This window comes from Kosakonia quasisacchari, assembly GCF_004331415.1.
GTDB lineage: Bacteria > Pseudomonadota > Gammaproteobacteria > Enterobacterales > Enterobacteriaceae > Kosakonia > Kosakonia quasisacchari.
This window is the reverse complement of sequence record NZ_SJOP01000027.1, coordinates 15,134-40,243: the sequence shown is the minus strand read 5'-3', so window position 1 is coordinate 40,243 and position 25,110 is coordinate 15,134. Positions and strand designations below refer to the sequence as shown.

Here is a 25,110-nt window from a genome sequence, read left to right as displayed (position 1 = left end):
GGATAGGATCTTCACGCTTCAAGCAGAGATTGTGCAAGATAGCGGTTTGCCTCTTGTATGCCGGGCAATACGAAGAAATAACCGCCGCCAATCGGACGAATATATTCTTCCAGCGCCTCGCCGTTCAGACGCTTTTGCACCGCCAGGAAGCCTTTTTCCAGATCATGCTGATAACAGACGAACAACAACCCCATATCCAGCTGGCCGGCGTTAGTCACACCGAGCGAGTAACTATAGCCGCGCCGCATCATCAAGCTGGATTGCGTCTCTTTCGTTCGTGGGTTCGCAAGGCGAATATGGCTGTCGAGAGCAATCACATCGCCGTCCGGATCGCTGGCATAATCCGGGACATCATGCTCATTCTTCATACCCAATGGCGCACCGGAGTGTTTATCGCGTCCGAAAATGGTCTGCTGCTCTTTCAGCGGCGTGCGATCCCAAAACTCGACATGGAACTGGATAATACGCACCGCCTGGTAACTGCCGCCCACTGCCCACGCCGGTTCACCCTGCTCTTTCGTCACCCATACCACTTCGTTCATCAGCACGTTATCACTGCTGTCCGGGTTGGCGGTGCCATCTTTAAAGCCCAGCAGGTTAACCGGTGTCTCTTTGCCTTTGCTTCGCGCTGCATGGTCAGAGATAAACCCTTCCCGCTTCCAGCGCACGCTGAGTAAATCCGGCGTGTGCTTAATGATGTCACGCAGCGCGTGAATCACCGTGTCCTGTGTATTGGCGCAAATCTGGATCAGCAGATCACCGTGACACAATGCCGCATCAAGCGAATCGTTAGGGAAACGCGTCATCTTTTGCAGCTTTTTCGGCATTTGCGCGCGCAAACCAAAACGGTTGTCGAACAGCGACTCTCCCACAGAGAGCGTCATCGTCAGGTTATCCGGTGCAATATAGGCGCCGAGAATACCGGAGTCCGTTGGCGGTAAGCGCGGGTTCGTTGTCTCCGGGGCCGGGCCGCCGGCGGTCAGAAACGTTATGCGCTGCGTCAGTAAGCGAAACAACCGTTCAAGGTCGGCTTTATCCGTAGCCAGCACGTCAAACGCCACCAGCATCATTGACGCCTGCTGCGGTGTCAAAATACCGGCCTGATGTGCGCCCAGGAATGGCTGCTTCTCCATACGCGCATCCGGCGAAAGTGTCCCCGGCGCGCTCTTGGGTGTTACCGCATGCGCTACCGGACATCCGCCAGCCAGCGCAAGCGCACCTCCCAGCGCGCCCATACTTTTTAATAAACGGCGCCGGGAAGGTTCGCTGACGTCGTTGTTATCATCTTGCTTCATGGTATTAGTCCAGTCCCAGCACGCCGCGCAGCTGCGCCAAATCTTCCGCCAGTGTAGTGATCGGCCCTTTCAGCGCATTGCGGTCGGCGTCAGTCAACTTATCGTAGGTTTCATACCCGTCTTTAGTGCGGTATTTCGCGAGGATGGTATCCACTTTCTTGAAGTTGGCATCGACTTTCGCCAGCAGTTCGGCGTTATCTTTCTGCAATTGCGGACGCAGCAAATCAACGATTTTCTGTGCGCCATCGACGTTGGCCTGGAAGTCCCACAAATCTGTGTGGCTGTAGCGATCTTCTTCACCGCTGATTTTGCTCGCCGCCACTTCTTCAATCAGACCGGCTGCGCCGCCGACCACTTTGGATGGCGGGAACGCCAGCTCATTAATGCGCGTTTGCAGATCGACTACATCGCTATACAGCTGATCGGCGTATTTACCCATGTCCTTGGTGCTGTTGTCGCCAAACAGGGCTTTTTCCAGACGGTGGAAACCGGTGAATTTCGGGTCGGCAGCTTTATGCTCGTAATCATCTTCACGGGCATCAATACTGCCATCAAGATCGGAGAAGAGTTCAGCAATCGGTTCAATACGTTCGTAGTGCTGACGCGTCGGCGCATACAGCGCTTTCGCTTTTTCAATATCGCCCGCTTTTACCGCATCGGTGAACACTTTGGTACCGGAAACCAACTGCGCAGTTTCGGCAACAACATAGGCTTTATAGTCCGTGATGGCGCCGCTCAGACTTAGCAGTGCGTCACCTTTTGCCGCATCGGCCGTCGCCGCGCCTTTCACCACCAGCTTGCCTTTCGGGTTGGTTAACAGGCCGCAGGTCATCTCATATTCGCCAGGCTGCAAGTTGGCGGTCAGCTTCTGGCTAAAACCTGGCGCGATATTTTCACGCTCTTCAACCACCATCACGCCTTTGAGGATCTCCCACTCGAGCGCCTTCTGGCTGTGGTTGAGAATAATAAACTGTGTTTTACCGGCGTTAACCGTCAGGTTCATCGGCTCACACTGCTTGTCCGTAACCGTGACTTTCACCTGCGGGATATCCGCAGCCTGCACCGCGAAAGCGCCGGAGATTAATGCCGCCATCCCGGCCTGTAATGCACTACGACGAAAATGAATTGCCATGCCCTTTCCCTTAATTAGTATGTTGTAACTATAAAGCGATTACGGTGCTGCTCGTGAAGGCTGCGTACCCGCGCGAGGGGGTAAAACAAACATCACCAGCGCCGGGATCAGATAGATAAAGTAGACCGCCACTTCGCTAACGCTTGGCGTTTCCTGGTAACCCAAAATCCCTTCCAGCAGCGTGCCAGTGAGTGAATGCGTGGTCAGCACATTACTGAAATCGAAGGCCACATCCTGGAAGTGGTTCCATAATCCCGCCTCGTGAAAAGCGCGGATCGCCCCGGCGGCAAGCCCGGCGGCGACAAACAGAATAAACAGGCTGGTCCATTTAAAAAATGCACCAAGATTGAGGCGCACACCGCCCCAGTAAAGCAAAAAACCGAGCACCACCGCCGAGGCCAGCCCCAGCATCGCACCCAGCGGCGGCCAGATCCCAACATCCTGCTGGAACGCCGCCAACAGAAAGAACACCGATTCCAGCCCTTCACGCGCCACGGCGAAAAAGACCATCAGGATCAACGCCCAACCATGGTTATGACTGCGCGCCAGCGCGCTGTCGACCGCCTGCTCCAGTTGCACTTTCACGTTGCGCGACACTTTGCGCATCCAGAACACCATCCAGGTGAGGATCACTACGGCTATCGCCGCGACAATCCCTTCAAACAGCTCCTGCTCTTTCTGTGGGAACTCGCCGGTGGTTTCATTAATCGCAATACCCAGTCCAAGACAGAGCGCGGCGGCAAGAAAAACACCAATCCACATGACACTTATCCAGCGCCCACGCTGGGTACGTTTCAGATAACTGGCAATCAGGCTGACGATCAGCGCCGCTTCAAGGCCTTCACGTAACATAATCAAAAATGGAACAAACATGGAGGAAACCCCTAATGTCATGCGCGGTCAATGGTTGCAAAGAAAAGTAAATTGCATTGATAGTGATTATCATTACGGTGAAAGGAAACTCAAGCGAAATATGCGAAGAATGATAACTGGATGTAAACACGTAGCCAGCGAACCTCACGGCATACGTGTTATGCAGAAGCAATTGAAATAAAGCTAAAACATAGCTTACAAATCTTTAACTTTGTATTTACCCCACCACGGCACTATGGCTAAATGAACGCCCCGTTTCGTTTACCTGCAAAATTAAAGACATGACTAACTTCTTCCATTTTTTGCTGGCGCTGGTGGTGATTCTCGCGCTGGCCTGGCTGGTGAGTTTCGACCGCCGACACATTCGTTTTCGCTTCATCCTGCAATTAATTGTCATTGAACTGGCGCTGGCGTGGTTCTTTCTGCATGCGCAAAGCGGGTTAACGCTGATTAAATATGTTTCCGGCTTCTTTGAAGCGCTGTTGAAATTCGCTGGCGACGGCACCGGCTTTGTCTTCGGCGGGATGAGCGAAAAAGGCCTGGCGTTTATCTTCCTCGGCGTGCTGTGCCCTATCATCTTTATATCCGCGCTAATCGGCATTTTGCAGCACTGGCGCATTTTGCCCATTTTTATCCGTTTGATAGGCACATTGCTGTCAAAACTGAACGGCATGGGCAAGCTTGAGTCGTTTAACGCCGTCAGCTCGCTGATCCTCGGCCAGTCGGAAAACTTTATTGCTTATAAAGGCATCCTCGCGGATCTCTCCTCGCGCCGCATGTTCACCATGGCGGCGACGGCGATGTCGACGGTGTCGTTGTCGATTGTCGGCGCGTATATGACCATGCTGGATGCGAAATACGTAGTCGCAGCGCTGGTCCTCAATATGTTCAGCACCTTTATCGTGCTGTTGGTCATTAACCCGACGCGCCCGGAAGCGGAAGCCGAGGTCAAACTGGAAAAACTCCACGAATCGCAAAGTTTCTTTGAAATGCTCGGGGAGTACATCCTCGCGGGTTTCAAAGTGGCGATGATTATTCTGGCGATGCTGATTGGCTTTATTGCGCTAATCAGCGCCGTCAACGCCCTCTTCTCCACCTTGTTCGGCATTAGCTTCCAGCAAATCCTCGGCTATGTGTTTTACCCGCTGGCATGGCTGATTGGCATCCCGCTGAGCGATGCGCTACACGCAGGCAGCATTATGGCGACCAAGCTGGTGGCTAACGAATTTGTGGCAATGATTGAGCTACAAAAAATCGCCGCGCAGATGACACCGCGCGGGTTAGGTATTCTTTCTGTGTTCCTGGTGTCGTTCGCCAATTTTGCCTCTATCGGCATTGTGGCGGGGGCAATTAAGGGACTAAACGAGCAACAGGGGAACTCTGTTTCCCGCTTTGGTCTGCGCTTAGTGTATGGCGCAACGCTGGTGAGTTTGCTTTCGGCGGCTTTCGCAGGCGTGGTGTTGTAATTTACTGGCCCACTCTGTCGGAGTGGGCCGTCACATCAGAATTGCACGCAGACCGGCTGATCCACCCGCATTACCGATTCCTGGGCAAAGCGTGATTTGTAGATATCGCGCAGCGCATCGATCTTCGTGTCACTTTGCGCATCCACGCTGTGGATCAACATCAGCGCTTTGCTTGGCTCCTTCGACACTTTCCCGTTGCTATTCAGCCACTGCCCCTGTGCATCATATGCCGTTAACCCATCGCGAAAACGCGGTGTGACATCGTTATCCACATACTGCTGCCACTCCTGCGCGGTAATCACTTTGCCGCCCTGACGGGTTAAACCGTAATAGAGCGTGGTTTGCTGCATCTGGTTTTCAACCTTGCAGGTTTGCACCGTCGCACTCGGTTGTTTTGCCACCGGCGCAGCGCAACCCGCCAGTAAACCTGCCATCATCAGTGCAGTGAACCCTGTCTTTAACTTCATATCGCTATCCTCATTGTTATTTGTTGTGAGATAACAGCGTAATTACAAAGATTTAGCAATAAAAAAACCCGCCGCAGCGGGTTTTTCACAAAGAGCAATTTATTCGGCCTGTAAACGCGATGGCGGCGCAGAGCGGTAATGCGCATCCGCCTCAGCAAAACGCTGCTGCATCTGCGCGGAAGGCGCTTTGCCCAGCAGGCTAAAGACCACAATGCCGATGCTGCCGAAAACGAAGCCAGGAATGATTTCATACAGATCCAGCCACGCGTAGTGTTTCCAGACAATTACCGTCACCGCACCGATGACCATGCCTGCCAGCGCACCGTTACGCGTCATGCGCGACCACATTACCGAGAACAGCACCACCGGGCCAAACGCCGCTCCGAAGCCCGCCCACGCGTAGCTCACCAGGCCGAGCACGCGGTTTTCCGGGTTCGCCGCCAGTGCGATAGCAATCAGCGCCACCAGCAAAACCATGGCGCGACCCACCCACACCAGCTCGCGCTGGCTTGCGCCTTTGCGCAAAAAGGCCTTGTAGAAATCTTCGGTAATCGCGCTGGAACACACCAGCAACTGGCAGCTCAGCGTCGACATCACGGCGGCGAGGATCGCCGACAGCAGCACCCCGGCAATCCACGGATTGAACAGAATTTGCGCCAGCTCGATAAACACGCGCTCGGCGTTTTGATCAACGGCTCCGGCTGCCGACGGGTTGTTGTTGAAATAAGCGATGCCAAAAAAGCCCACCGCAACTGCACCTGCCAGGCACAGGATCATCCACGTCATACTGATGCGACGCGCATGGACAATGGTGTGATGTGAATCGGCCGCCATAAAACGCGCCAGAATATGCGGCTGGCCGAAATAACCCAACCCCCAGCCCATCAGCGATACGATGGCAACAAAATTCAAGCCTTTCAGCATGTCGACGTTTTCAATGCTTTTTTGCTTGATCACTTCCAGCGAATCACCAAAGCCACCAACGGAAATAATGACAATCACCGGCGTCAGGATCAGCGCGAAAATCATCAGGCTGGCCTGCACTGTATCGGTCCAGCTGATCGCCAGGAAACCGCCAATGAAGGTATAAATAATCGTGGCAGCGGCACCGGCCCACAGCGCGGTTTCGTAACTCATGCCAAAGGTGCTTTCAAACAGGCGCGCGCCGGCAACAATACCGGAAGCGCAATAAATGGTGAAAAACACCAGAATCACCACCGCCGAGATAATGCGCAACAAGCGGCTTTTGTCTTCAAAACGCCCGGTAAAATAGTCCGGCAATGTCAGCGCGTTATTGTTCACCTCGGTGTGCACACGCAGACGCCCGGCCACCAGTTTCCAGTTGATCCAGGCACCCAGCGTCAGGCCAATGGCGATCCAGCTTTCGGAGATACCCGAAATAAAAATCGCGCCCGGCAACCCCATCAGCAGCCAACCGCTCATATCCGATGCCCCCGCCGACAGCGCAGTGACCAGTGGCCCAAGGCTGCGACCGCCCAGAATATAGTCATCGAAATTTTTCGTCGAACGCCAGGCGACGAAACCGATGAGTATCATGCCAAAGATATAAACAAGAAAAGTCACCAGCATCGGTGTGCTCATTGCCATTAAAAAGTCTCCAGGATTCTTCGTCGGCAAATGCTTTTGCCGCTTTTGTCCAGCGCCGGAACGGGGCGATGGGGCGTATAGATTATTTGAAGCGCCCGTATCCTGCCGGATGCCTCACTTATTCACAATTGATTTAACACGGCATTTACATCAAATTCATCCCGGCTCTGATAACAATTTCCTATAGGTTGTACTCTGTCACACTTTTCAAGGTTGCACCTTTTAAAAGTGTTATCCACCGCATAAAACCTGCTTTGCCAGCGAATTGCTCAGCGTCTTTAGCAATTACCAGTCGTTAACATTTCATTCATTTCTTACCTTGCCAGCCAGGTCACATTTAACAAGGTTGCACAAAGTTGCAACATGGTGGATATTTCTGCCTGAACCGCAAAACATCGTAAAAAAACAGGAGCAAAGCATGGGCACCACCACCATGGGGGTCAAGCTTGATGACGCAACACGCGAAAGGATCAAAGCCGCAGCGGCGACCATCGACCGCACACCGCACTGGCTGATTAAACAAGCCATCTTCAATTTTCTGGAAAAGCTGGAAAACAACGAAGGGCTGCCAGAACTGGCGACTGCACCAGGCAACGCACAGGAAGACGAAAGTACCGTTGCGGTTGATGACAGCCACCAGCCGTTTCTCGATTTTGCCGAGCAGATCCTGCCGCAGTCCGTCTCCCGCGCAGCCATTACCGGTGCATGGCGCTGGGCGGAAACGGATGCGGTGCCCATGTTGCTGGAACAAGCCCGTCTGCCGCAGCCGGTGGCGGAAAATGCCCATAAGCTGGCTTATCAGTTAGCGGAAAAACTGCGTAACCAAAAAACCGCCTCCGGCCGCGCCGGCATGGTGCAAAGCCTGTTACAGGAATTTTCCCTCTCCTCGCAGGAAGGCGTGGCGCTCATGTGTCTGGCCGAAGCGTTACTGCGTATTCCCGACAAAGCCACCCGCGATGCGCTGATCCGCGACAAAATCAGCAACGGCAACTGGCAGTCACACATTGGCCGCAGCCCGTCGCTGTTCGTCAATGCCGCCACCTGGGGTTTGCTGTTTACTGGCCGTCTGATCTCCACCCATAACGAAGCCAACCTCTCGCACTCTTTAAATCGTATTATTGGCAAAAGTGGCGAACCGCTGATCCGCAAAGGCGTGGATATGGCAATGCGTCTGATGGGCGAACAGTTCGTTACCGGCGAAACGATCGCTGAAGCGCTGGCTAACGCGCGCAAACTGGAAGAGAAAGGTTTCCGTTACTCCTACGACATGCTGGGCGAAGCGGCACTGACTGCGGCCGATGCGCAGGCGTATATGGTGTCGTACCAGCAGGCAATTCACGCCATTGGCAAAGCCTCCAACGGACGCGGCATTTATGAAGGTCCGGGAATTTCGATTAAATTATCCGCCCTGCACCCACGCTACAGCCGAGCGCAATACGACCGCGTGATGGATGAACTCTATCCGCGCCTGAAATCCCTCACCTTGCTGGCACGCCAGTATGACATCGGCATTAACATTGACGCCGAAGAGGCCGATCGTCTGGAAATCTCCCTCGATCTGCTGGAAAAACTCTGTTTCGAGCCGGAACTGTCAGGCTGGAACGGTATCGGTTTTGTTATTCAGGCCTATCAGAAGCGCTGCCCGTTTGTCATTGATTATCTTGTTGATCTGGCGACACGCAGCCGCCGCCGTTTGATGATCCGCCTGGTAAAAGGCGCTTACTGGGACAGTGAAATCAAGCGCGCGCAAATGGAAGGGCTGGAAGGCTACCCGGTTTATACCCGCAAGGTGTACACCGACGTTTCGTACCTCGCTTGCGCGAAAAAATTACTCGCGGTGCCAAACCTGATCTACCCGCAGTTTGCCACCCATAATGCCCACACACTGGCGGCTATCTACCAACTCGCCGGGCAGAACTATTATCCTGGCCAGTACGAATTCCAGTGCCTGCACGGCATGGGCGAACCGTTATATGAGCAGGTGGTGGGCAAAGTGGCCGATGGCAAACTGAATCGCCCTTGCCGCATTTATGCCCCGGTCGGCACTCACGAAACCTTGCTGGCGTACCTGGTGCGCCGCCTGCTGGAAAACGGGGCGAATACGTCGTTCGTCAACCGCATTGCCGATAATACGCTGCCCCTGGACGCGCTGGTTGCCGACCCGGTGAGCGAAGTGGAAAAAATTGCCGCACAGGAAGGTCAGGTCGGCTTGCCACACCCGAAAATCGCCCTGCCCCGCGCGCTGTATGGCGAAGGCCGTATCAACGCCGCAGGCCTGGATCTGGCGAACGAACACCGGCTGGCCTCACTTTCCTCCTCGCTGCTCACCAGCGCGGCGCAGAAATGGTACGCCCGCCCGACGTTGGAACAGGTGGTCATGGATGGCGAACCTGTTGCGGTGATTAACCCTGCCGAACCGAAAGACACCGTGGGTTATGTGGTGGAAGCCAGCGAAGCGCAGGTTGACCAGGCGCTGGAAAACGCCGTCAATCACGCGCCGATCTGGTTTGCCACGCCGCCGCAGGAGCGCGCCGCCATTCTTCAGCGCGCTGCGGTGCTGATGGAAGATCAAATGCAGTCGTTGATTGGCATTCTGGTGCGTGAAGCAGGTAAAACCTTCAGCAACGCCATTGCTGAAGTGCGCGAAGCGGTTGATTTCCTGCGCTACTACGCAGGCCAGGTGAGTGCGGATTTCGATAACGAAACGCACCGTCCGCTGGGGCCGGTGGTGTGTATCAGCCCGTGGAACTTCCCGCTGGCTATTTTCACCGGCCAGATTGCCGCGGCGTTAGCAGCAGGCAACAGCGTACTGGCAAAACCCGCCGAGCAGACACCGCTGATTGCCGCTCAGGGTGTAGCAATTCTGCTGGAAGCCGGTGTACCAGCGGGTGTTTTGCAGTTACTGCCAGGGCGCGGCGAAACCGTAGGCGCACAACTGACCGCCGATCCGCGTGTGCGCGGGGTGATGTTTACCGGCTCCACCGACGTGGCGACGCTGCTGCAACGCAGTATCGCAACACGTCTTGATGCTCAAGGCCGCCCGACGCCGCTTATCGCCGAAACCGGCGGGATGAATGCAATGATTGTCGATTCCTCCGCGCTTACTGAACAGGTGGTCATTGATGTGCTGGCCTCCGCGTTTGATAGCGCTGGGCAGCGCTGTTCAGCCCTGCGCGTGCTTTGCTTGCAGGATGACATTGCCGATCACACGTTGACCATGTTACGCGGCGCGATGGCGGAGTGTCGCATGGGCAATCCAGGCCGGCTGACCACCGATATCGGCCCGGTGATCGACGCCGAAGCAAAAGCGAATATCGACAAACATATCCAGGCGATGCAGGCCAAAGGCCGCAAGGTGTTCCAGGCGGTGCGTGAAAACAGCGAAGATGCGCGCGAATGGCGCACCGGCACCTTTGTCGCGCCGACGCTTATCGAACTGGAAAGTTTTGACGAGCTGAAAAAAGAGGTCTTCGGCCCGGTTCTGCACGTTGTTCGCTATCACCGTAACCAGTTGGATCAGTTGATCGCACAGATTAATGCCTCCGGTTATGGCCTGACGCTCGGCGTCCATACCCGCATCGATGAAACCATCGCACAGGTCACTGGCAATGCCCATGTCGGAAACCTGTATGTGAACCGCAATATGGTGGGCGCGGTGGTAGGCGTACAGCCGTTTGGCGGTGAAGGGTTGTCCGGCACCGGGCCGAAAGCCGGCGGGCCGCTCTATCTCTACCGTCTGTTAGGCAGCCGACCGGAAAACGCGGTACAGAAAACGCTGGCCCGTCACGACGCGCAACATCCGCTGGATGCGCAACTGAAAGCATCGCTATTGCAGCCTCTGGAAGCATTGAGCACATGGGCAAAAGAGCGTCCGGCGCTGCAACAGCTGTGCGCGCATTTTGGTGAGCTGGCGCAAACCGGGACACAGCGCCTGCTGCAAGGTCCGACCGGCGAACGCAATAGCTGGACATTGGTGCCACGCGAACGAGTGTTATGTGTCGCGGATAATGAACAGGACGCGTTGGTGCAACTGGCGGCCGTCATCGCCTGCGGTAGCCAACTGCTGTGGCCGGACGACACGTTGCACCGCGATTTGGCAAAACAGTTGCCGGAAAGCGTCAGCAAACGTATTCAGTTTGCCAAAGCCGATGCCTTAATGGCGCAGATGTTTGATGCGGTGATTTTCCACGGTGATTCCGACCAACTGGTGGCGCTGTGTGAAAACGTCGCTGCACGCAATGGCGCGATTGTGTCGGTTCAGGGCTTTGCACGCGGTGAAAGCAACATCCTGCTCGAACGACTGTGGGTGGAACGCTCTTTGAGCGTCAATACCGCCGCTGCCGGTGGCAACGCCAGTTTGATGACGATTGGCTGAAGCAGGGTAACTGGATAATCCAAAGCCTCGCGTTGCGGGGCTTTATTTTTATAAGCGAGGAAATAGAACTATTGATATGAGTCAGCACAATCATAACGCGTTCATTGACAGTTCATTTAACCGGGAGTAGAAAAATCTGAAGCCAAATTTATAGATAAAAAGGAGATCGAGGTGGCAACCGGGAAAGACACATTTAGACCACTCACCGCTGGCGAAATCAGAATGGCCCGTATTCTTTTCAAAGATACGATCAATTATGGATCAGTAAGGATTTATAAGGGCAGCTATTTCCCTTTTAATCTTCAAGACCAGGATACTGCGGTCACGCCGAATGGAAACATGTACTGGCCAGAGCCCATTTTTAAAGAAGATTTTTCAGCGGAAAGCTCGTCTGATAAAAACTGGTTCATACATGAATTTGCCCACATTTGGCAACATCAGATGGGAATGGGTGTCAGAATTAGAGGGCTGATTAGTAAGTACGTAAGGTATACATACTCCCTGCCTAAAGAAAAAACACTGGCTGACTATCCCATGGAGCAACAAGCTAACATTATTGCTGATTACTTTACCCTGATTACCGCAGGTTATAATGTCTGGAAAGGCGTTACTGATTTTCAAGGGATTCATGGACCGGACTTGCTCGCGAAGTACCAAAATACGCTACAGTATTTTCTGGCTTCACCTACGGATAAAAGGAGCTTATGGAAATGAAATGGTATATACCGATTATCTTAACACCACTTTTTACCGGCTGCGTGGGTGAAAACACGCCATTTCGCATTGCTGATGTCACGAAAAAAGATAATAAACTTTGTGTCTCAGTAAAAGGCGACCCCACTATTGAACAGGGTCAGGCAAAATTGCTTCGGCTGACACTTTCGACACGCGATAGTAACAGGCAAATGCAGGAAATTTGGCAAGCGGATCATTTTGATAATCCGACCTATATCGTTAACCCCGGCCAATGTCTTCCAGTCAATTACCATTTTGAGCAAGACAAAGAATATAACATCACGATCATAACGGCATACTCCGCCAAGAATGTGGATTCAAAACGCATCTGGCTAAAGAATTTCACACTGAATAATCTGACAGCGAAGTAATTTATTTATGTGACTAAATCAATATAAATAATATAAGGCCCGCGTTTTTTATTTTACTGAGCATGTAACAAAAAGCGCCTTACGGCGCTTTTTTGCTTAGCGTTAAACCAACATCTCCGCCGGGATGTACCGACAATAACGTCTCTTTTGAATAACCGCTTTCGCTCATCAGGCAGGCGCAGGCGGCATCGAAAATCGCCAGCGTCAGCACGATGGAGGTGGTGGCCAGCATATTGAGCGGATCAATTTCGCGCTGCACGCCGGTGGAAATCACCAGCCGCGCGGCCTGAGCGATAGCGGAATCCGGGTTTTCCGTCACGCTAATCAGCGGCACGCCCTTTTGTGCAAGCCCCGGCAGCAGCCGCGTTAGCTCATCAGAATTCCCCCCGCGCGACAGCATAATGACCAAATCATGGCTATCGAGAAAACCCAGATCACCGTGCGCAGCATCCGTGGCATTCAGGTAGATAGCCGGGCGCTCGACGCACGCCAGCATATGGGCAATCTTGCGGGCTGCAATGCCGGATGTTCCCACACCGGTGACAGCAATTTTACCGCGACAACTGCGCAGTTCCGCCATTAACGCACACCACTGTGCATCGTTAAGATGGTGGCTCAGCGCCGCCATCTCTTCGCTATAAATTTGCCAGGCGTCGCAGGCCTGACGCCAACTGTCGCTCATGCCTCCTCCTGCATCAGTTGGCGGTATTTCATATGATCCTGGTACATCTCATGGAAGACGGTGTATTTGCGATCGTAATACTGCTTGATGCGGTTAGTTTGCGGCGTCACCGTCTTGCCGATACGGCTCATCGCCGACATCGCTTCCGGGAAACTGTCGAAAACACCTGCCGCCACGGTGCCCATCATTGCGCCGCCGAGCAGCATCGCTTCGCTCTCTTCTGGCAGCAACATCGCACAACCGGTAGCATTTGCATGTTCCTGAACAAAGATCGGGTTTTTGGTGCCCCCGCCGCTCGCCATCACCGTGTCAATGCTGTAACCACTCTGATTCATAGTTTCAATAATATGCCGCGTACCGAGGGCAATCGCCTGAATGGTTGCCAGGTAGTGCAACGCCATATCCTCCGGCGTACGCGAGAGTTTCAGCCCGCTGATCACCCCGGTTAATGTCGGGTTTGCGCGCGGCGAACGGTTACCGTGGAAGTACGGCAGAATGTGAATATCACGCGTTAAAAACGCGATATTTTCCGGCTCGCCCGCCATCTTCCGCAGTAGCGCATTCAGCACTTCATAGATGGTTTGCCCTTGCGCTTTCGCCTGAGCCAGCAGTGTTTCGTAGCACGGATGGGATTGAATCATATGGTCAATTAACGCCCCGGTCGCCGACTGCCCTCCCTCGTTCAGCCAGTAGCCCGGCAGCACTGCCGAGAAGTAAGGCCCCCACACGCCGCCGATAAAACGCGCTTGCGGTGAAATCGCCATATGGCCAGTAGAGGTGCCGCCAATCAGCGCGATACGCCGATCGAAATCCGCCATTTCACCCGAAGGCCCGCTGGCACCGAGCGTGCCCAGCGTGCCCGCGTGAGCATCGATAATCGACACGCTGACTGCCGTGCCGGGCATCAATCCCATTTCTGTCGCCGCACGTTGCGTCAGCCCACGACCCAGCGGCTCGCCCATGGTTTTCACGTAACGGCCGATTTTCTCCGCATCGTGCTCCAGCAAATCTTCAAGACCGATCTGGCGGAAATAACTGGTGTCCCACTTATCCTCATGGCCCATATACGTCCACTTGCACACCGTGGAGCAAAGTGAGCGGGTGTCATCACCCGTTGCCCGCCAGGTGAGAAAATCCGGCAGGTCGAAGTAATATCCAGCGTTGGCCCAGGTGTTCGGCATGTGCTGTTTTAACCACAGCAGTTTCGGCGTTTGCATCTCCGGCGAGATGATCCCGCCGACGTAATCCAGCACCCGGTGGTGCGTGGCGTTGATACGGTTCGCCTGCGAGATGGCGCGGTGATCCATCCACACAATAATGTTCTGCTCACTGCGCCCGGAAGGGCTAATGGTCAACGGGTTGCCCTCTTTGTCGAGCACCACCAGCGAACAGGTCGCGTCAAAACCGAGGCCTTTAACCTGAATCGGGTTAATATCCGCCTGGTTCACCGCATCGCGTACCGCGTTGCACACAGCCTGCCAGATATTGTCGGAAGATTGCTCAACAAAGTCGGCCTGCGGGCGGTAAATTTCAATCGCCCTGCTCGCTTGGCTGACCATTCTGCCAGTCAAATCAAAGACGCCTGCACGTGCGCTGCCGGTGCCAACATCCACACCAATAAAGTAGCTCGCCATTCTTTTTCTCCCGCTCTCAGGCTTTTCGATTTTGTAATGCGATAAAGAGGATCAGCACCGCGCCCCAGAGCGCCATCGTCAGATAGCTGCTGATACCCAACAAATTAAAGCCACTCTCCAGCATCTGTAGCACCACCAGCGCCAGCACCAGCCCCAGCACGCGGCCAAAACCGCCATCCGGGTTAATACCGCCCAGTACCGAAGCCAGAATAGTCACCAGAAGATAGGATTCACCGTAGCCCGCTTTCGCCGAATTGAACTTCGCCATCATCAAAATGGCAGCCGCCCAGCCCAACAGCGCGGAGATGATATACACCGAAATCTGTACGCGAACCGTATTCACACCACTGTAGCGTGTGGCCTGCTCGTTCGAGCCAACCAGGTAGAGACTGCGCCCAAGCGTAGTATGTTCGAGTAATACCCACAGCAGCAGCGCAACGAGGATAAACAGTAACAGTGCGACCGGGATGCCAAGCAGTGTGGCGTTGCCAAGGAACTGAATAGCGCTCGGAAAACCGGAGATGACCGTGCCATTTGAGAACAAAATATTCAGCCCGGAAATCAGCGTCATCGTGCCGAGTGTCGCCAGAATCGGCGAAACGCCAATCCACGCCACCAGCGCACCGTTCAGCGCCCCGATTGCCACCGCCACCAGCAGACCGGCGAGCAACGCCAGCGCCAGGAACAGCGGGTTATCCGGATGGCTGACAATTACCGCCGCCATTACCAGCGAACAGGCGTTCGCACCGGCAATGATCGACAGGTTAATGCCGCCGGTCAGCATGGTGATACCCATACCTAGCGCAAGCATGCCCAGAATCGGCAGTTGTGAGCCAATCGACTGGAAGTTAGCGACGCTAAAAAAACGACTGCCGAGTAGCGCAGAGAAAACCAGCGCCACGACGATGATAATGACGCATTGCAAGCGGATGATGGCATCATCGGGCAGAATTCGGACGCTGGATTTCATCTTATAACTCCCTCGCAAGTTTGCGTTTTTCGTTCCACGCGGTGGCGCTAATGCTCACCAGGATAATTGCGCCGCTAAATACCGTGTGCCAGTAAGAGGAGACACTCAGCAGCGTTAAACCGTTTTGCAAGAAGGCCAGCAGCACAACGCCCAACAGCGTGCCGGTCAACGTGCCACGCCCGCCGGACATGCTGGTGCCGCCAAGCACCACCGCCGCCAGTACCGTCAGCTCAAACCCCAGTAGCGAGTTCGGTGCAACAGACTGGGTAATTTGCGCCTGTACCACCGCCGCTACGCCAGCGAGGATGCCCATAAAACCGTAGACGTAGAAGTGCAGTTTCAGCAGGTTCAGACCCAGACGTGACGCCGCATCGCGGTTGCCGCCCATGGCATAAATCTGGCGGCCCAGCCGGGTATAATTCATCAGCACTGCGGTGAGAATAATCGTCGCGCCCAGACACAGCAGCGGCAGCGTCAATCCATAGTCGTAACCGTCGGCAGCGGTGAACGAAAACCAGTTGATGCCATTCATAAACCAGTCCGGGAAACCATACAGCCACGTCCCTTTGGTGGCATATACCAGCAGGCCGTAGTAAACATTCAGCGTGGCAATGGTAATGATGATGGCGGGCACGCGCAGCCAGTAGACCAGGAAGCCGTTGACTAACCCGAGCAGCAGGCCAACCGCCATCGAAAGCCCCAACGCCAGTGCGAAGTTACCGCCGTGGGCAATCACCCAACTGGCCATGGCGTATTGGGCAATCGCGGTCATCGCCGGAAACGAAATATCGATGCCGCCAGAAATCAGCACCACAAACAACCCACAGGCCAAAATCCCAAGGATGGCGTAACTGGTGGCGACATCCGTCAGGTTGCCAAGGGAAAGAAACTCATCGGTACGTACGCTGAGGAAAATCGCCAGCGCGATCACCAACAGCCCCAGCCAGAACTCATGTTGCCCGACAAGGCGGGAAAAGGACGCGTTACGCATTGACCACCTCGGCAATTTCCTGCTCTGTGCAACGGTGCGGATTAAACTCTGCCACCAGTTCCCCCCGGCGCATCACCAGCACGCGATGGCTGTTGTAATAGGCCTCCGGGATTTCGTCGCAAATCATCAACACCGCCATCCCCTGCTCCGCCAGTTGGCGGGCAATCTGATAGATGCCCTCTTTGTTGGCGATATCGACACCAACCGTGGGCGAATCAAGGATCAGAATACGCGGCTGCGTAGCCACCCATTTAGCGATGGCGATACGCTGCGCATTACCACCGGAGAGCGTTTTCACCGGTAACTTCGCATCGGAGACTTTGATGTTCAGCTCGCGAATGAGATCGGCAACCAGTTGCTCCGCTTTGCGGTGATCGAGCAAACCGCTGCGCGTGTGCAGCTTGTCGAACACCGTGACGATAGTATTGTCATAAATCGACTGTTCCATGATGAGCCCTTGCGTCAGCCGATCTTCTGACACATAACCAATACCGTGGCGGATGGCGTCATGGTTGCTACGCAGTTTCACCGGCGTGCCATTGATGCGGATCTCGCCGTCCTCAGGTTGTGTCATGCCAAACAGGCTCATGCACAATTCGGTACGTCCGGCACCCAAAAGACCGACAATCGATACGATTTCGCCGCTGCGTAGCGCCAGATTGATATCGCGATATTTGCCTTTACGGCTGAGATGACGCAGCTCCAGCATGGGTAATTGATCCACCGGGGGTTTTTCCGGCAGCGGGCTGTAGTGAAAACGCTGGCCGGTCATCAGATACGCCAGCTCGTGGCTATCCAACTCGCTTGCCGGCCAGGTGCCAATCAACTTGCCGTCGCGCATCACGCTGATGCGGTCAGCCACTTCCATCACTTCATCCAGACGGTGGCTGACAAACACCACGCAAATGCCGGCGGCTTTCAATTCATTGACCACGCGCAGTAAGCCATTCACTTCCTGGCGGGTTAGCGAGGCGGTGGGTTCATCCATAATCACCAGCCGGGCATCGGCAGCAATCGCGCGGCAAATCGCCACCAACTGGCGGTCGGCAATAGAGAGTTTTTCTACTTTTTTATCCGGATCGAGGCGCACGCCAATGCGCGCCATCGCCGCCAGCGCTTGTGTACGCATCGCGCTACGACGCACCCAGATATCGCCACCGGGTAGGTAGCGGTGAATGGCGATATTTTCCGCCACGCTAAAATTAGGAAACAGCGACAGATCCTGGTAAATAACCTGAATCCCGTAGTGCGCTGAGAGCTGCGGCGTGAGCTGGTGAAAAAGTTTGCCGTCGAGCGCGATGTTGGCACCCTTTTCCGGGTGATAAACACCGGATATTACTTTGATGATGGTGCTCTTTCCGCAGCCGTTTTGCCCCGCCAGACAGTGAACTTCGCCTTTTTCCAGCGTTAAATTCACATTATCCAGCGCCAGCACGCCCGGGAATCGCTTGCTGATATTCTCAAGAGTGATAAATGCGGTGGTGTCGGTCATCGACAATACCTCTGCCAGCGCCCGGGGTGGGCGCGAGGTTAAAATCTGCGGCGGAAGAGGCCGGCCTGACGGCCGGCATTCCGGTTCCCTGGTGTGGCCTGAAAGGCTCAGAAACCGAGTGATTGTGCGTTATCTTTGGTCACTTCGAGGATCTTATTAAAACGGATCACTTTCTTATTCATATCCACATCGGCTTTGCCCAACCCATCAATAGTCAGATCGGGCGTGACTTCTTTTCCTTGCAACAACTGGTCGGCGACGGTCACCAGCGCGAAACCGGCGTCACGCGGATCCCACAGCAGCGCTTTTTTGATGTCGCCACGCATCAGATACGGTGCGGCCTGGCCAGGCATCGCGATGCCCACAACAGCCAGTTTGTCTTTTGCGCGTTTCTTCTGCACGGCTTGTCCGGCGCCAATCGGCCCCAGCGAGCCAAAGCCAATTACCCCTTTCAATTGCGGGTAGGTTTTCATCAAATCGAGGGTGGTGGCATAGGATTTGTCAATGCTCTCGGCGACCGGCAAACGCGAGGTCACTTCGAACATATCCGGGTATTTCTCTTTTTGATATTTGATCGCGTAGTCGGCCCAGGCATTGTGCAGCGGCACCGTCAGAGAACCGACATAAATGGCGTAACCGCCTTTACCGCCCATATCTTTTGCCAGTTCATCGACGTTAGCCTGGGCATATTTTTCGCTGTCGATGGTTTCAATATCCCACTGACCTATTTGCTGATCCGGGGATTCATGCGTCAGTACCACAATGCCTTTGTCACGGGCTTTTTTCAGCACTGGCTCCAGTACTTTCGCATCATTTGGCACCACGATGATGGCGTTGACGTTTTTGGCGATCAGATCTTCAATCACTTTCACTTGCTGTGCCGGATCCGGTGTTGATGGCCCGGTCTGGTACGCGTTGACGTCCAGTTTTTTTGCCGCTTCGTTGACTCCGGTTTCCATGCGGTTAAACCATGGAATACCGGTAACTTTGGCAACCACCGCGATCTCATATTTTTGTGCCGCAAACGCCTGGCCGGAAACCATGCTGGCAGAAATGAGGGCTGCGCTGAGTAATGCGAGTTTGAATTTCATAGTTGTACCTTTCTTGAGGACAGAGGAAAGTCGCGAGATGGAGGTTAGCAACGAAGGGAAGAGGCAAAACAATGGTAATTTCAAAAACGTGATACAAGCCCAAAAATGTTAAAATAAAGATCAATTATAGTTAATTAAAGGTTAAATATAACCAGAAAATCATGATAGCCCACTTGAATGGTGTTAAATATAATTGAATTTAAAACATTAAATTAACAATTAATTATCATTTTAAGCATTGTGAGGGATGTTTTCACACCGCCAAATGGTGTAGCAGCCGCAAGAAGTTTTTAAATTTGAGAACTGAAACGAGCAAGGCAAAAGCGCTGACAGCAATATTTTCATCGTAACGCGATACTCGCCCACAAGCAGTGCCGATAACCTTTTATCTCTTACGGATTAATGAATGATGGAGTGTAACGATGCACTATGCGGCTGAACTGGAAGCACTGCTTCGCGCCGATTCACCGCGAATGGCGGCTCTGGCAATGGTGCGTGCAACCCACGAAAGATGCTGGATTGGCGCAGGGTTTATACGCGATGCAGTTTGGGATCAGTTGCACGGCTTCACGTCGCGCCCGCATACAGGGGATGTGGATGTTATCTGGCGTGAGCCTGCGGACACACGCGCCGAACGTGATGCAGAACTGGAAGCGCAGTTGCGCCTGCGCTCTGCCGGTTTTGCCTGGTCGGTAAAAAACCAAGCGCGCATGCATACGCGTAATGACGACGCGCCGTACGCCTCGCTGGAAAAAGCTCTCTGGCACTGGCCGGAAACGGCGACCGCCGTGGCAATGCGTTTAGATAAAGATGATCGCCTTGCGATTGTTGCCCCTTTTGGGCTGGCGGATCTATTCTGCTTGCGCCTGCAACCAACCCCGCGTTTTCAGCACGAGAAGCGGCACCTGTTCCACCAGCGCGTTGATGAGAAACGCTGGTTAATACGTTACCCAAAACTCCAGCTGTGCGGGTGACATTCGCGAAGGGCTATGTTAATAAAAGCGCTGGTTCAACGCCTTGCGAAATAAGGGGAAGTGATGAAAACGCGTATGTTGGCGCTGGCGACGCTGTTACTCAGCAGCCCGGTACTGGCCGATGAGTGCGATAACGCCTCCACACAAGCTCAGCTCAACAGCTGCACTGCCAGTCAATATCAGGCTGCGGATAAGAAACTTAATCAAACCTACCAGGCCGCGCTTAAGCGTTCGACGCCACCGCAAGCCGCAATGCTGAAAAAAGCGCAGCAAAGCTGGATAACCCTGCGCGACAGCGACTGCGCCTTTGTCAGTTCTGGCGTGGAGGGCGGCAGTGCCCAGCCGATGGTGCAAAACCAGTGCCTGACAGATAAAACCAATGAACGCGAAGCCTGGCTGGCATCGCTGTTGCAATGTGGCGAAGGTGACTTAAGCTGCCCATTACCGCCGGGCCACTAACGCACGCGGATGCCTTCGATGATCATGCGCTGAACGTTATCTACCGCACGCTGAAAGAAAGCCTCATCTTGCAGCGTTGATCCCGTGACCGCTTCCACCTGGGTGGCGAAATCGGCGTAATGCTGCGTTGAGGCCCAAATCATAAAGATAAGATGATGCGGGTCGACAGCGGCGAGTTTGCCGCTGGCTACCCAGCCCGCAATAATCGACGATTTCTCTTCAATCAACGTCTTCAAACTGCCGGTCAGTTCGGCTTTCAGCAGCGGCGCGCCCTGGAGCATCTCCTGGCAAAACAGTTTTGATGCCTGGGGATGATCGCGCGAAACTTCCATCTTTAAACGGATGTACTCGCGAATGGCCACCAGCGGTGCGAAATCTTCGCGAAACGCTTTCAACGGCGTTAACCAGATATCGAGAATTTGGCGCAATACGGCGATATAAAGCGCCTCTTTCGACGGGTAGTAATAGAGCAAATTGGTCTTCGATACGCCCGCCAGCTCTGCCACCTGTTCGAGGCGCGCACCATGAAAACCAAGGCGGGAAAAGAGATCCAATGCTGCCGTTAAAATCGCCTGCCGCTTCTCGCTCACCGCACGCTTGCGTTTGCCCGCTCCGCTAACTGTATCCTGCGCCATCCCCCACTCCTTATCCTTCACTATCACAACTCCTGCTCTGCCTTGTCTGCTGCGCCGGCAGACCGTGTTTTTTTCTTTTTCAGCTTCAGTTCACTCACCAGCACACCAAGCACAATCAACATGCCGCCAAAGAGTGCTAAAAATGGTAACCGCTCGCCAGCCATGCGGCCAAAAATTCCGGCCCATACTGGCTCACCAGTATAAATAACCGTGGCGCGCGTTGGTGACACACTGCGCTGCGCCCAGTTCATTACCACCTGGATAATGGCGCTAAAAATCCCCAACCCCAGCGCGACCAGTAACAAACCTGTCGTCAGTGGCGGTATGGCTTCCCCGGCAGGCACCATGACCATAAATGAGACCAGCGATGCGGTGAGCAATTGCACCACCGTCACCCGGCGAACATTGACTTTTCCGGCCCAGGCGCTGATCAGGATAATCTCGGCGGCAATGGCTAACGCGCTGGCAAGAGTAATGATTTCGCCTTCCCCCAGCGCCAGCAAATTACCTTCTGGCCCGGCGAGCAGCAATAGGCCACCAAACGCCAGCGCAATGCCAATACAGGACATTAACCCCGGTAACCGTCCCAGACACAGCCACTGTAATAACGGTACCAGGGGCACATACATGGCGGTAATAAATGCAGATTTGCTGCTGGAAATAGACTGGAGTCCCCAGGTTTGCAAACTGTAGCCCAGAGCGATGGCAACCCCGATGACGACTCCCGCCTTCACTTCAAGCCAGGTTAAGCCACGCAGGATATTCAGTGAGAGCATACTCACTGCCAGCGCAGCGGTGGCAAAGCGCAGACCAACGAAGAAGAACGGGCCACTCATCGTTACGGCGTATTGCACGGCAAGAAACGTACCACCCCAGAACATAGTGATAAGGATCAGCAGTGCTTCCTGAGGTTTTACGGAGAAGGCGTAACGGGCGAGAGACATATCACAACCGGCAACAGGGGAAAAACGCTAGTGTGCGTTGGCATCGCGGACGGTGCAAGGATAAAAAAACCGCCGGGTTTCCCCGGCGGCGGGCGTGCTTAACAACCGGTCAGGGTTGTCAGCCGCCATTGTTAGCTGCTACTGCTGCGGCTACCATGGCTATTTTTGCCCCCTTTTTTACCGGCTTCAGAGGCGCGCTGGGGATCGTTTTTAAAATTCCCCCCGCTCTGCTGGCCACCTTTACGGCCTGCTGCTGATGCTCTTTCACGGTCTTCAGCAAAGTTACCTGATCCACCACGATGGTTTGCCATGCTTACCTCCAGATGAGTGAAATATCAGACATCATACTGCGTTCAGTAAAAGAGGATTCTTTCACCGCACGGTGCAAAGGCAGTGCCTTTATCTGCGCCGTGTGGAACTAAGCTTAGTGGAAGGAAATCATTCAGCCAGTGAATGGTAATATTCTGCAACAGCTTGCGCTGCCAACAGCCATCCCTCCCTAAGCGAAACCGATAACGTCCTCTTAACTCGCAAAAAATCCGCCGCGTTTATATGTGACAAATTGTAACTCCCGGGATTTTGTTTTTAACTTGTTATTTATCAAAGAAATGGTGCTCTTATTTGCACTCTGACCATCACGTCATACGCTTAAAAAGAACGCAGCGTTCTGCTGCCGGTGATCATCAAATCAGGAGTGATGCAAATGGCCAAAGTATTGGTGCTTTATTATTCAATGTATGGACATATTGAAACGATGGCGCATGCCGTTGCCGAAGGTGCGCAAAAAGTGAATGGCGCGGACGTTGTCATCAAGCGCGTACCGGAAACCATGCCGGCAGAAGTATTTTTGAAATCAGGAGGTAAGACGCAAAATGCGCCAGTCGCCACGCCGCAAGAGTTGGCTGAATACGACGCCATCATTTTTGGTACACCGACTCGCTTCGGCAACATGTCCGGACAGATGCGAACCTTCCTTGATCAGACCGGTGGTTTATGGGCATCGGGCGCATTGTACGGCAAGCTGGCGAGCGTCTTCAGCTCCACCGGCACTGGCGGCGGCCAGGAACATACAATCTCGTCAACCTGGACTACCCTTGCACATCATGGGATGGTCATTGTGCCTATTGGTTACGCTGCCCAGGAGTTGTTCGATATTTCGCAGGTTCGCGGAGGCACACCTTATGGTGCAACGACTATTGCAGGTGCCGACGGTTCTCGCCAGCCCAGTAACGAAGAGCTGGCAATTGCCCGTTATCAGGGTGAATACGTTGCGGGCCTGGCAGTAAAACTCAACGGTTAACCTTCAACAGGAGGAAACAGATGCCAACTCAAGAAGCAAAAGCCCATCGCGTGGGTGAATGGGCCAGTTTACGTAATACCTCGCCAGAAATTGCCGAGGCGATCTTCGAACTCGCCGATTATGACGAAAAGCTGGCAGAAAAAATCTGGGAGGAAGGCAGCGATGAGGTGTTACTGCGCGCCTTTGAAAAAACCGATAAAGATTCACTTTTCTGGGGCGAACAAACCATAGAACGGCAAAACGTGTAGCGTTCTGCTCCCTCGCTGTCGCGGGGGAGCTTTTCGTTTCGCTTATTTCGCCGCGTCGCGCATCACCGCATTGAATTTATCAATAGGACAGAACCCTTCCCCATCTACCGGGCAACCTTTTAAGGCCAGCGTGACACGCTGTGCCGGGGATTTCAGGGTTAAAGCTTCAGCTTTGCGCAACTGATCGCGGCTCTGATAAACATATTCGATCTTCATCAGATCGCGATTACCCGCCGTGTCATGCCAGCGCTGGAAAACGATCTTCCCGCCAATCGGCGTGCGTTCGTTCTGGTCATGCAACTGATACGGTTTGAAATCGAGCGCCGTGAGCAATGAAGCGATGTTGGAATCATGCCCCACCAGCAGGGTCAGTTTCGGCGCGCGGCCAACCTCTTCCACCAGCGTTTTGTCGATGTATTTCACCAACGGTTTTGCCACGTTACGCGCCACTTCCGGCGAGGTAAATAAGGTATCCTGGTAGCTATTTTTCAGCTTCGACAAAATATTCCATTGCTGATCAGTTTTGATTTCTCCCCACGCAACCTGGTCCATGGGGAACCCTTCGTAATACTGCAAGGTGAACGCATCCACCAGCGAGTTTCCCACTTTCAGGGGCCCGGAAACACCCGGTTCCTGCTGATATTTCGCACTAAAGGTATCAGTGCCTTCTGCCAACGAGCATTGCTGTTTCTCTTTGCAGGCCGGGGACTGCTGATAGCGAGTGATTTTTTCCAATAGTTTATAGCTCTCTCCCAGCGCATAGTGCTGGCGCTGAGTTTCCATCGCTTTCACCGCCTGCTGGCCAAACGAGGCAGATTCGTCGGTAATCACCGGATTAAAGGTCGGATCCATCGTCCCCATCTTTTCCTGATGATGTACCGGGATATCACAACCCGGAAACGCGCCATTGATAAAGAACTGCGCTGTCGCGACAGTGCGTTGCAAACTGTTAGCCCAGGCGTAAACACTTTCTGGCGCCGGACACACTCCCGTAGCAATAAGTTTCTGCTCTGCAAGCCATTCGCGCATATAGTGCCCCATATACACTTCCAGTACGCCACCTTTGGTGGTCAGCTCTCCACCGGGGACATCCCACTGAGGCCATTTGTTGGGTGTAGATTGCTCCAGCACGCTGCCATTATTCGCCAGCGGTGCACGTAAGTTATGACGACTCATGATCAACACTTGCTGCAACTGATAACCCTGTGGTGCCGTTTGCGCCATCGCGGCGGGGAGTGCCATGGTGGAGGCAATTGCACTAAGCCAAAAAAACGTTTTCATTTTGCTTTCCTTATTTTTCTACCCGAAATTAGAATTGTGACACATTCATGACAACTCACCGGTACAAGATCCCCGGAGTGTGCACTG

The 25,110-nt window shown here is 53.9% G+C and carries 23 protein-coding genes; 8 read left to right on the top strand and 15 right to left on the bottom strand.

The window, feature by feature from the left end:
* Nucleotides 1-11: 11 nt before the first annotated feature.
* The 3 genes from efeB to efeU are packed head-to-tail and all read right to left on the bottom strand — an operon-like array spanning nucleotide 12 to nucleotide 3,300.
* Nucleotides 12-1,295, bottom strand: a complete 1,284-nt coding sequence (gene efeB / locus E0L21_RS22055; protein ID WP_131413285.1) for an iron uptake transporter deferrochelatase/peroxidase subunit — start codon at nucleotides 1,293-1,295, stop codon at nucleotides 12-14.
* A gap of 4 nt (nucleotides 1,296-1,299) precedes the next feature.
* Complete coding sequence (gene efeO, locus E0L21_RS22050) at nucleotides 1,300-2,427, bottom strand: iron uptake system protein EfeO (RefSeq protein WP_131413283.1); 1,128 nt, start codon at nucleotides 2,425-2,427, stop codon at nucleotides 1,300-1,302.
* A 39-nt stretch (nucleotides 2,428-2,466) separates the two neighbouring features.
* Nucleotides 2,467-3,300 (bottom strand): iron uptake transporter permease EfeU, encoded by an 834-nt coding sequence (gene efeU / locus E0L21_RS22045; RefSeq protein WP_131413281.1) that lies wholly within the window; start codon nucleotides 3,298-3,300, stop codon nucleotides 2,467-2,469.
* 281 nt (nucleotides 3,301-3,581) lie between these two features.
* Here efeU and E0L21_RS22040 point away from each other — a divergent pair, with 281 nt between their 5' ends.
* A complete protein-coding gene (locus E0L21_RS22040) occupies nucleotides 3,582-4,766 on the top strand; it encodes a NupC/NupG family nucleoside CNT transporter (protein ID WP_131413279.1) in 1,185 nt (394 codons plus the stop codon).
* A 35-nt stretch (nucleotides 4,767-4,801) separates the two neighbouring features.
* Here E0L21_RS22040 and E0L21_RS22035 read toward each other — a convergent pair whose 3' ends face one another.
* Together E0L21_RS22035 and putP are read right to left on the bottom strand one after the other, a co-directional pair.
* On the bottom strand, nucleotides 4,802-5,233 hold the full coding sequence (locus E0L21_RS22035) for a DUF3574 domain-containing protein (RefSeq protein ID WP_131413276.1): 432 nt from the start codon (nucleotides 5,231-5,233) through the stop codon (nucleotides 4,802-4,804).
* A 99-nt stretch (nucleotides 5,234-5,332) separates the two neighbouring features.
* The gene (gene putP, locus E0L21_RS22030) at nucleotides 5,333-6,841 is read right to left on the bottom strand and encodes a sodium/proline symporter PutP (protein WP_131413274.1); all 1,509 of its coding nucleotides are present in this window, start codon (nucleotides 6,839-6,841) and stop codon (nucleotides 5,333-5,335) included.
* Between the two features lie 418 nt (nucleotides 6,842-7,259).
* Between putP and putA the strand changes: the two genes are divergently transcribed.
* The 3 genes from putA (at nucleotide 7,260) to E0L21_RS22010 (ending at nucleotide 12,322) form a co-directional block, all read left to right on the top strand.
* Complete coding sequence (putA, locus tag E0L21_RS22020) at nucleotides 7,260-11,216, top strand: trifunctional transcriptional regulator/proline dehydrogenase/L-glutamate gamma-semialdehyde dehydrogenase (RefSeq protein WP_131413270.1); 3,957 nt, start codon at nucleotides 7,260-7,262, stop codon at nucleotides 11,214-11,216.
* Nucleotides 11,217-11,387: 171 nt separating this feature from the next.
* Nucleotides 11,388-11,930 carry a hypothetical protein gene (locus tag E0L21_RS22015; RefSeq protein ID WP_025263661.1) on the top strand — a complete coding sequence of 181 codons (543 nt, stop codon included), beginning with the start codon at nucleotides 11,388-11,390 and terminating at the stop codon, nucleotides 11,928-11,930.
* Entirely contained in the window at nucleotides 11,921-12,322 is a 402-nt protein-coding gene (locus tag E0L21_RS22010; protein WP_131413268.1) for a putative T6SS immunity periplasmic lipoprotein, read from the top strand. The genes E0L21_RS22015 and E0L21_RS22010 overlap by 10 nt, the downstream gene beginning before the upstream one ends.
* A 79-nt stretch (nucleotides 12,323-12,401) precedes the next feature.
* On the opposite strand, the gene E0L21_RS22005 is transcribed toward E0L21_RS22010, so the two are convergent.
* From E0L21_RS22005 to E0L21_RS21980, 6 genes are all read right to left on the bottom strand, one after another.
* Nucleotides 12,402-13,004, bottom strand: coding sequence for a KpsF/GutQ family sugar-phosphate isomerase (locus tag E0L21_RS22005; protein WP_131413266.1), 603 nt, complete (start codon nucleotides 13,002-13,004; stop codon nucleotides 12,402-12,404).
* The gene (locus E0L21_RS22000; protein ID WP_131413264.1) at nucleotides 13,001-14,638 is read right to left on the bottom strand and encodes an FGGY-family carbohydrate kinase; all 1,638 of its coding nucleotides are present in this window, start codon (nucleotides 14,636-14,638) and stop codon (nucleotides 13,001-13,003) included. The genes E0L21_RS22005 and E0L21_RS22000 overlap by 4 nt, the downstream gene beginning before the upstream one ends.
* A 16-nt stretch (nucleotides 14,639-14,654) precedes the next feature.
* The gene (locus E0L21_RS21995; RefSeq protein ID WP_131413262.1) at nucleotides 14,655-15,608 is read right to left on the bottom strand and encodes an ABC transporter permease; all 954 of its coding nucleotides are present in this window, start codon (nucleotides 15,606-15,608) and stop codon (nucleotides 14,655-14,657) included.
* A gap of 1 nt (nucleotide 15,609) precedes the next feature.
* On the bottom strand, nucleotides 15,610-16,599 hold the full coding sequence (locus E0L21_RS21990; protein ID WP_131413260.1) for an ABC transporter permease: 990 nt from the start codon (nucleotides 16,597-16,599) through the stop codon (nucleotides 15,610-15,612).
* The gene (locus tag E0L21_RS21985) at nucleotides 16,592-18,091 is read right to left on the bottom strand and encodes a sugar ABC transporter ATP-binding protein (protein WP_131413258.1); all 1,500 of its coding nucleotides are present in this window, start codon (nucleotides 18,089-18,091) and stop codon (nucleotides 16,592-16,594) included. The genes E0L21_RS21990 and E0L21_RS21985 overlap by 8 nt, the downstream gene beginning before the upstream one ends.
* A 107-nt stretch (nucleotides 18,092-18,198) precedes the next feature.
* Nucleotides 18,199-19,182: an autoinducer 2 ABC transporter substrate-binding protein gene (locus tag E0L21_RS21980; RefSeq protein ID WP_131413256.1), complete on the bottom strand. Its 984-nt coding sequence runs from the start codon at nucleotides 19,180-19,182 to the stop codon at nucleotides 18,199-18,201.
* Between the two features lie 422 nt (nucleotides 19,183-19,604).
* Here E0L21_RS21980 and E0L21_RS21975 point away from each other — a divergent pair, with 422 nt between their 5' ends.
* Together E0L21_RS21975 and E0L21_RS21970 are read left to right on the top strand one after the other, a co-directional pair.
* Entirely contained in the window at nucleotides 19,605-20,156 is a 552-nt protein-coding gene (locus E0L21_RS21975) for a nucleotidyltransferase family protein (RefSeq protein WP_131413254.1), read from the top strand.
* A 63-nt stretch (nucleotides 20,157-20,219) separates the two neighbouring features.
* Entirely contained in the window at nucleotides 20,220-20,615 is a 396-nt protein-coding gene (locus E0L21_RS21970; protein WP_131413252.1) for a lysozyme inhibitor LprI family protein, read from the top strand.
* On the opposite strand, the gene rutR is transcribed toward E0L21_RS21970, so the two are convergent.
* The 3 genes from rutR to E0L21_RS21955 all read right to left on the bottom strand — a co-directional run bounded on the left by rutR (nucleotide 20,612) and on the right by E0L21_RS21955 (nucleotide 22,505).
* Nucleotides 20,612-21,250 (bottom strand): HTH-type transcriptional regulator RutR, encoded by a 639-nt coding sequence (rutR, locus tag E0L21_RS21965; RefSeq protein WP_131413250.1) that lies wholly within the window; start codon nucleotides 21,248-21,250, stop codon nucleotides 20,612-20,614. The genes E0L21_RS21970 and rutR overlap by 4 nt on opposite strands.
* A 23-nt stretch (nucleotides 21,251-21,273) precedes the next feature.
* Entirely contained in the window at nucleotides 21,274-22,194 is a 921-nt protein-coding gene (locus E0L21_RS21960; RefSeq protein ID WP_131413248.1) for a DMT family transporter, read from the bottom strand.
* Between the two features lie 131 nt (nucleotides 22,195-22,325).
* Entirely contained in the window at nucleotides 22,326-22,505 is a 180-nt protein-coding gene (locus tag E0L21_RS21955) for a con-10 family general stress protein (protein WP_131413246.1), read from the bottom strand.
* Nucleotides 22,506-22,897: 392 nt separating this feature from the next.
* On the opposite strand from E0L21_RS21955, the gene wrbA reads away from it, so the two are divergent.
* Together wrbA and E0L21_RS21945 are read left to right on the top strand one after the other, a co-directional pair.
* Nucleotides 22,898-23,494, top strand: a complete 597-nt coding sequence (gene wrbA, locus E0L21_RS21950) for an NAD(P)H:quinone oxidoreductase (protein ID WP_131413244.1) — start codon at nucleotides 22,898-22,900, stop codon at nucleotides 23,492-23,494.
* Between the two features lie 20 nt (nucleotides 23,495-23,514).
* Complete coding sequence (locus E0L21_RS21945) at nucleotides 23,515-23,742, top strand: YccJ family protein (RefSeq protein WP_017456265.1); 228 nt, start codon at nucleotides 23,515-23,517, stop codon at nucleotides 23,740-23,742.
* Nucleotides 23,743-23,784: 42 nt separating this feature from the next.
* On the opposite strand, the gene agp is transcribed toward E0L21_RS21945, so the two are convergent.
* Nucleotides 23,785-25,023, bottom strand: a complete 1,239-nt coding sequence (gene agp / locus E0L21_RS21940) for a bifunctional glucose-1-phosphatase/inositol phosphatase (RefSeq protein ID WP_131413242.1) — start codon at nucleotides 25,021-25,023, stop codon at nucleotides 23,785-23,787.
* Between the last annotated feature and the right edge of the window lie 87 nt (nucleotides 25,024-25,110).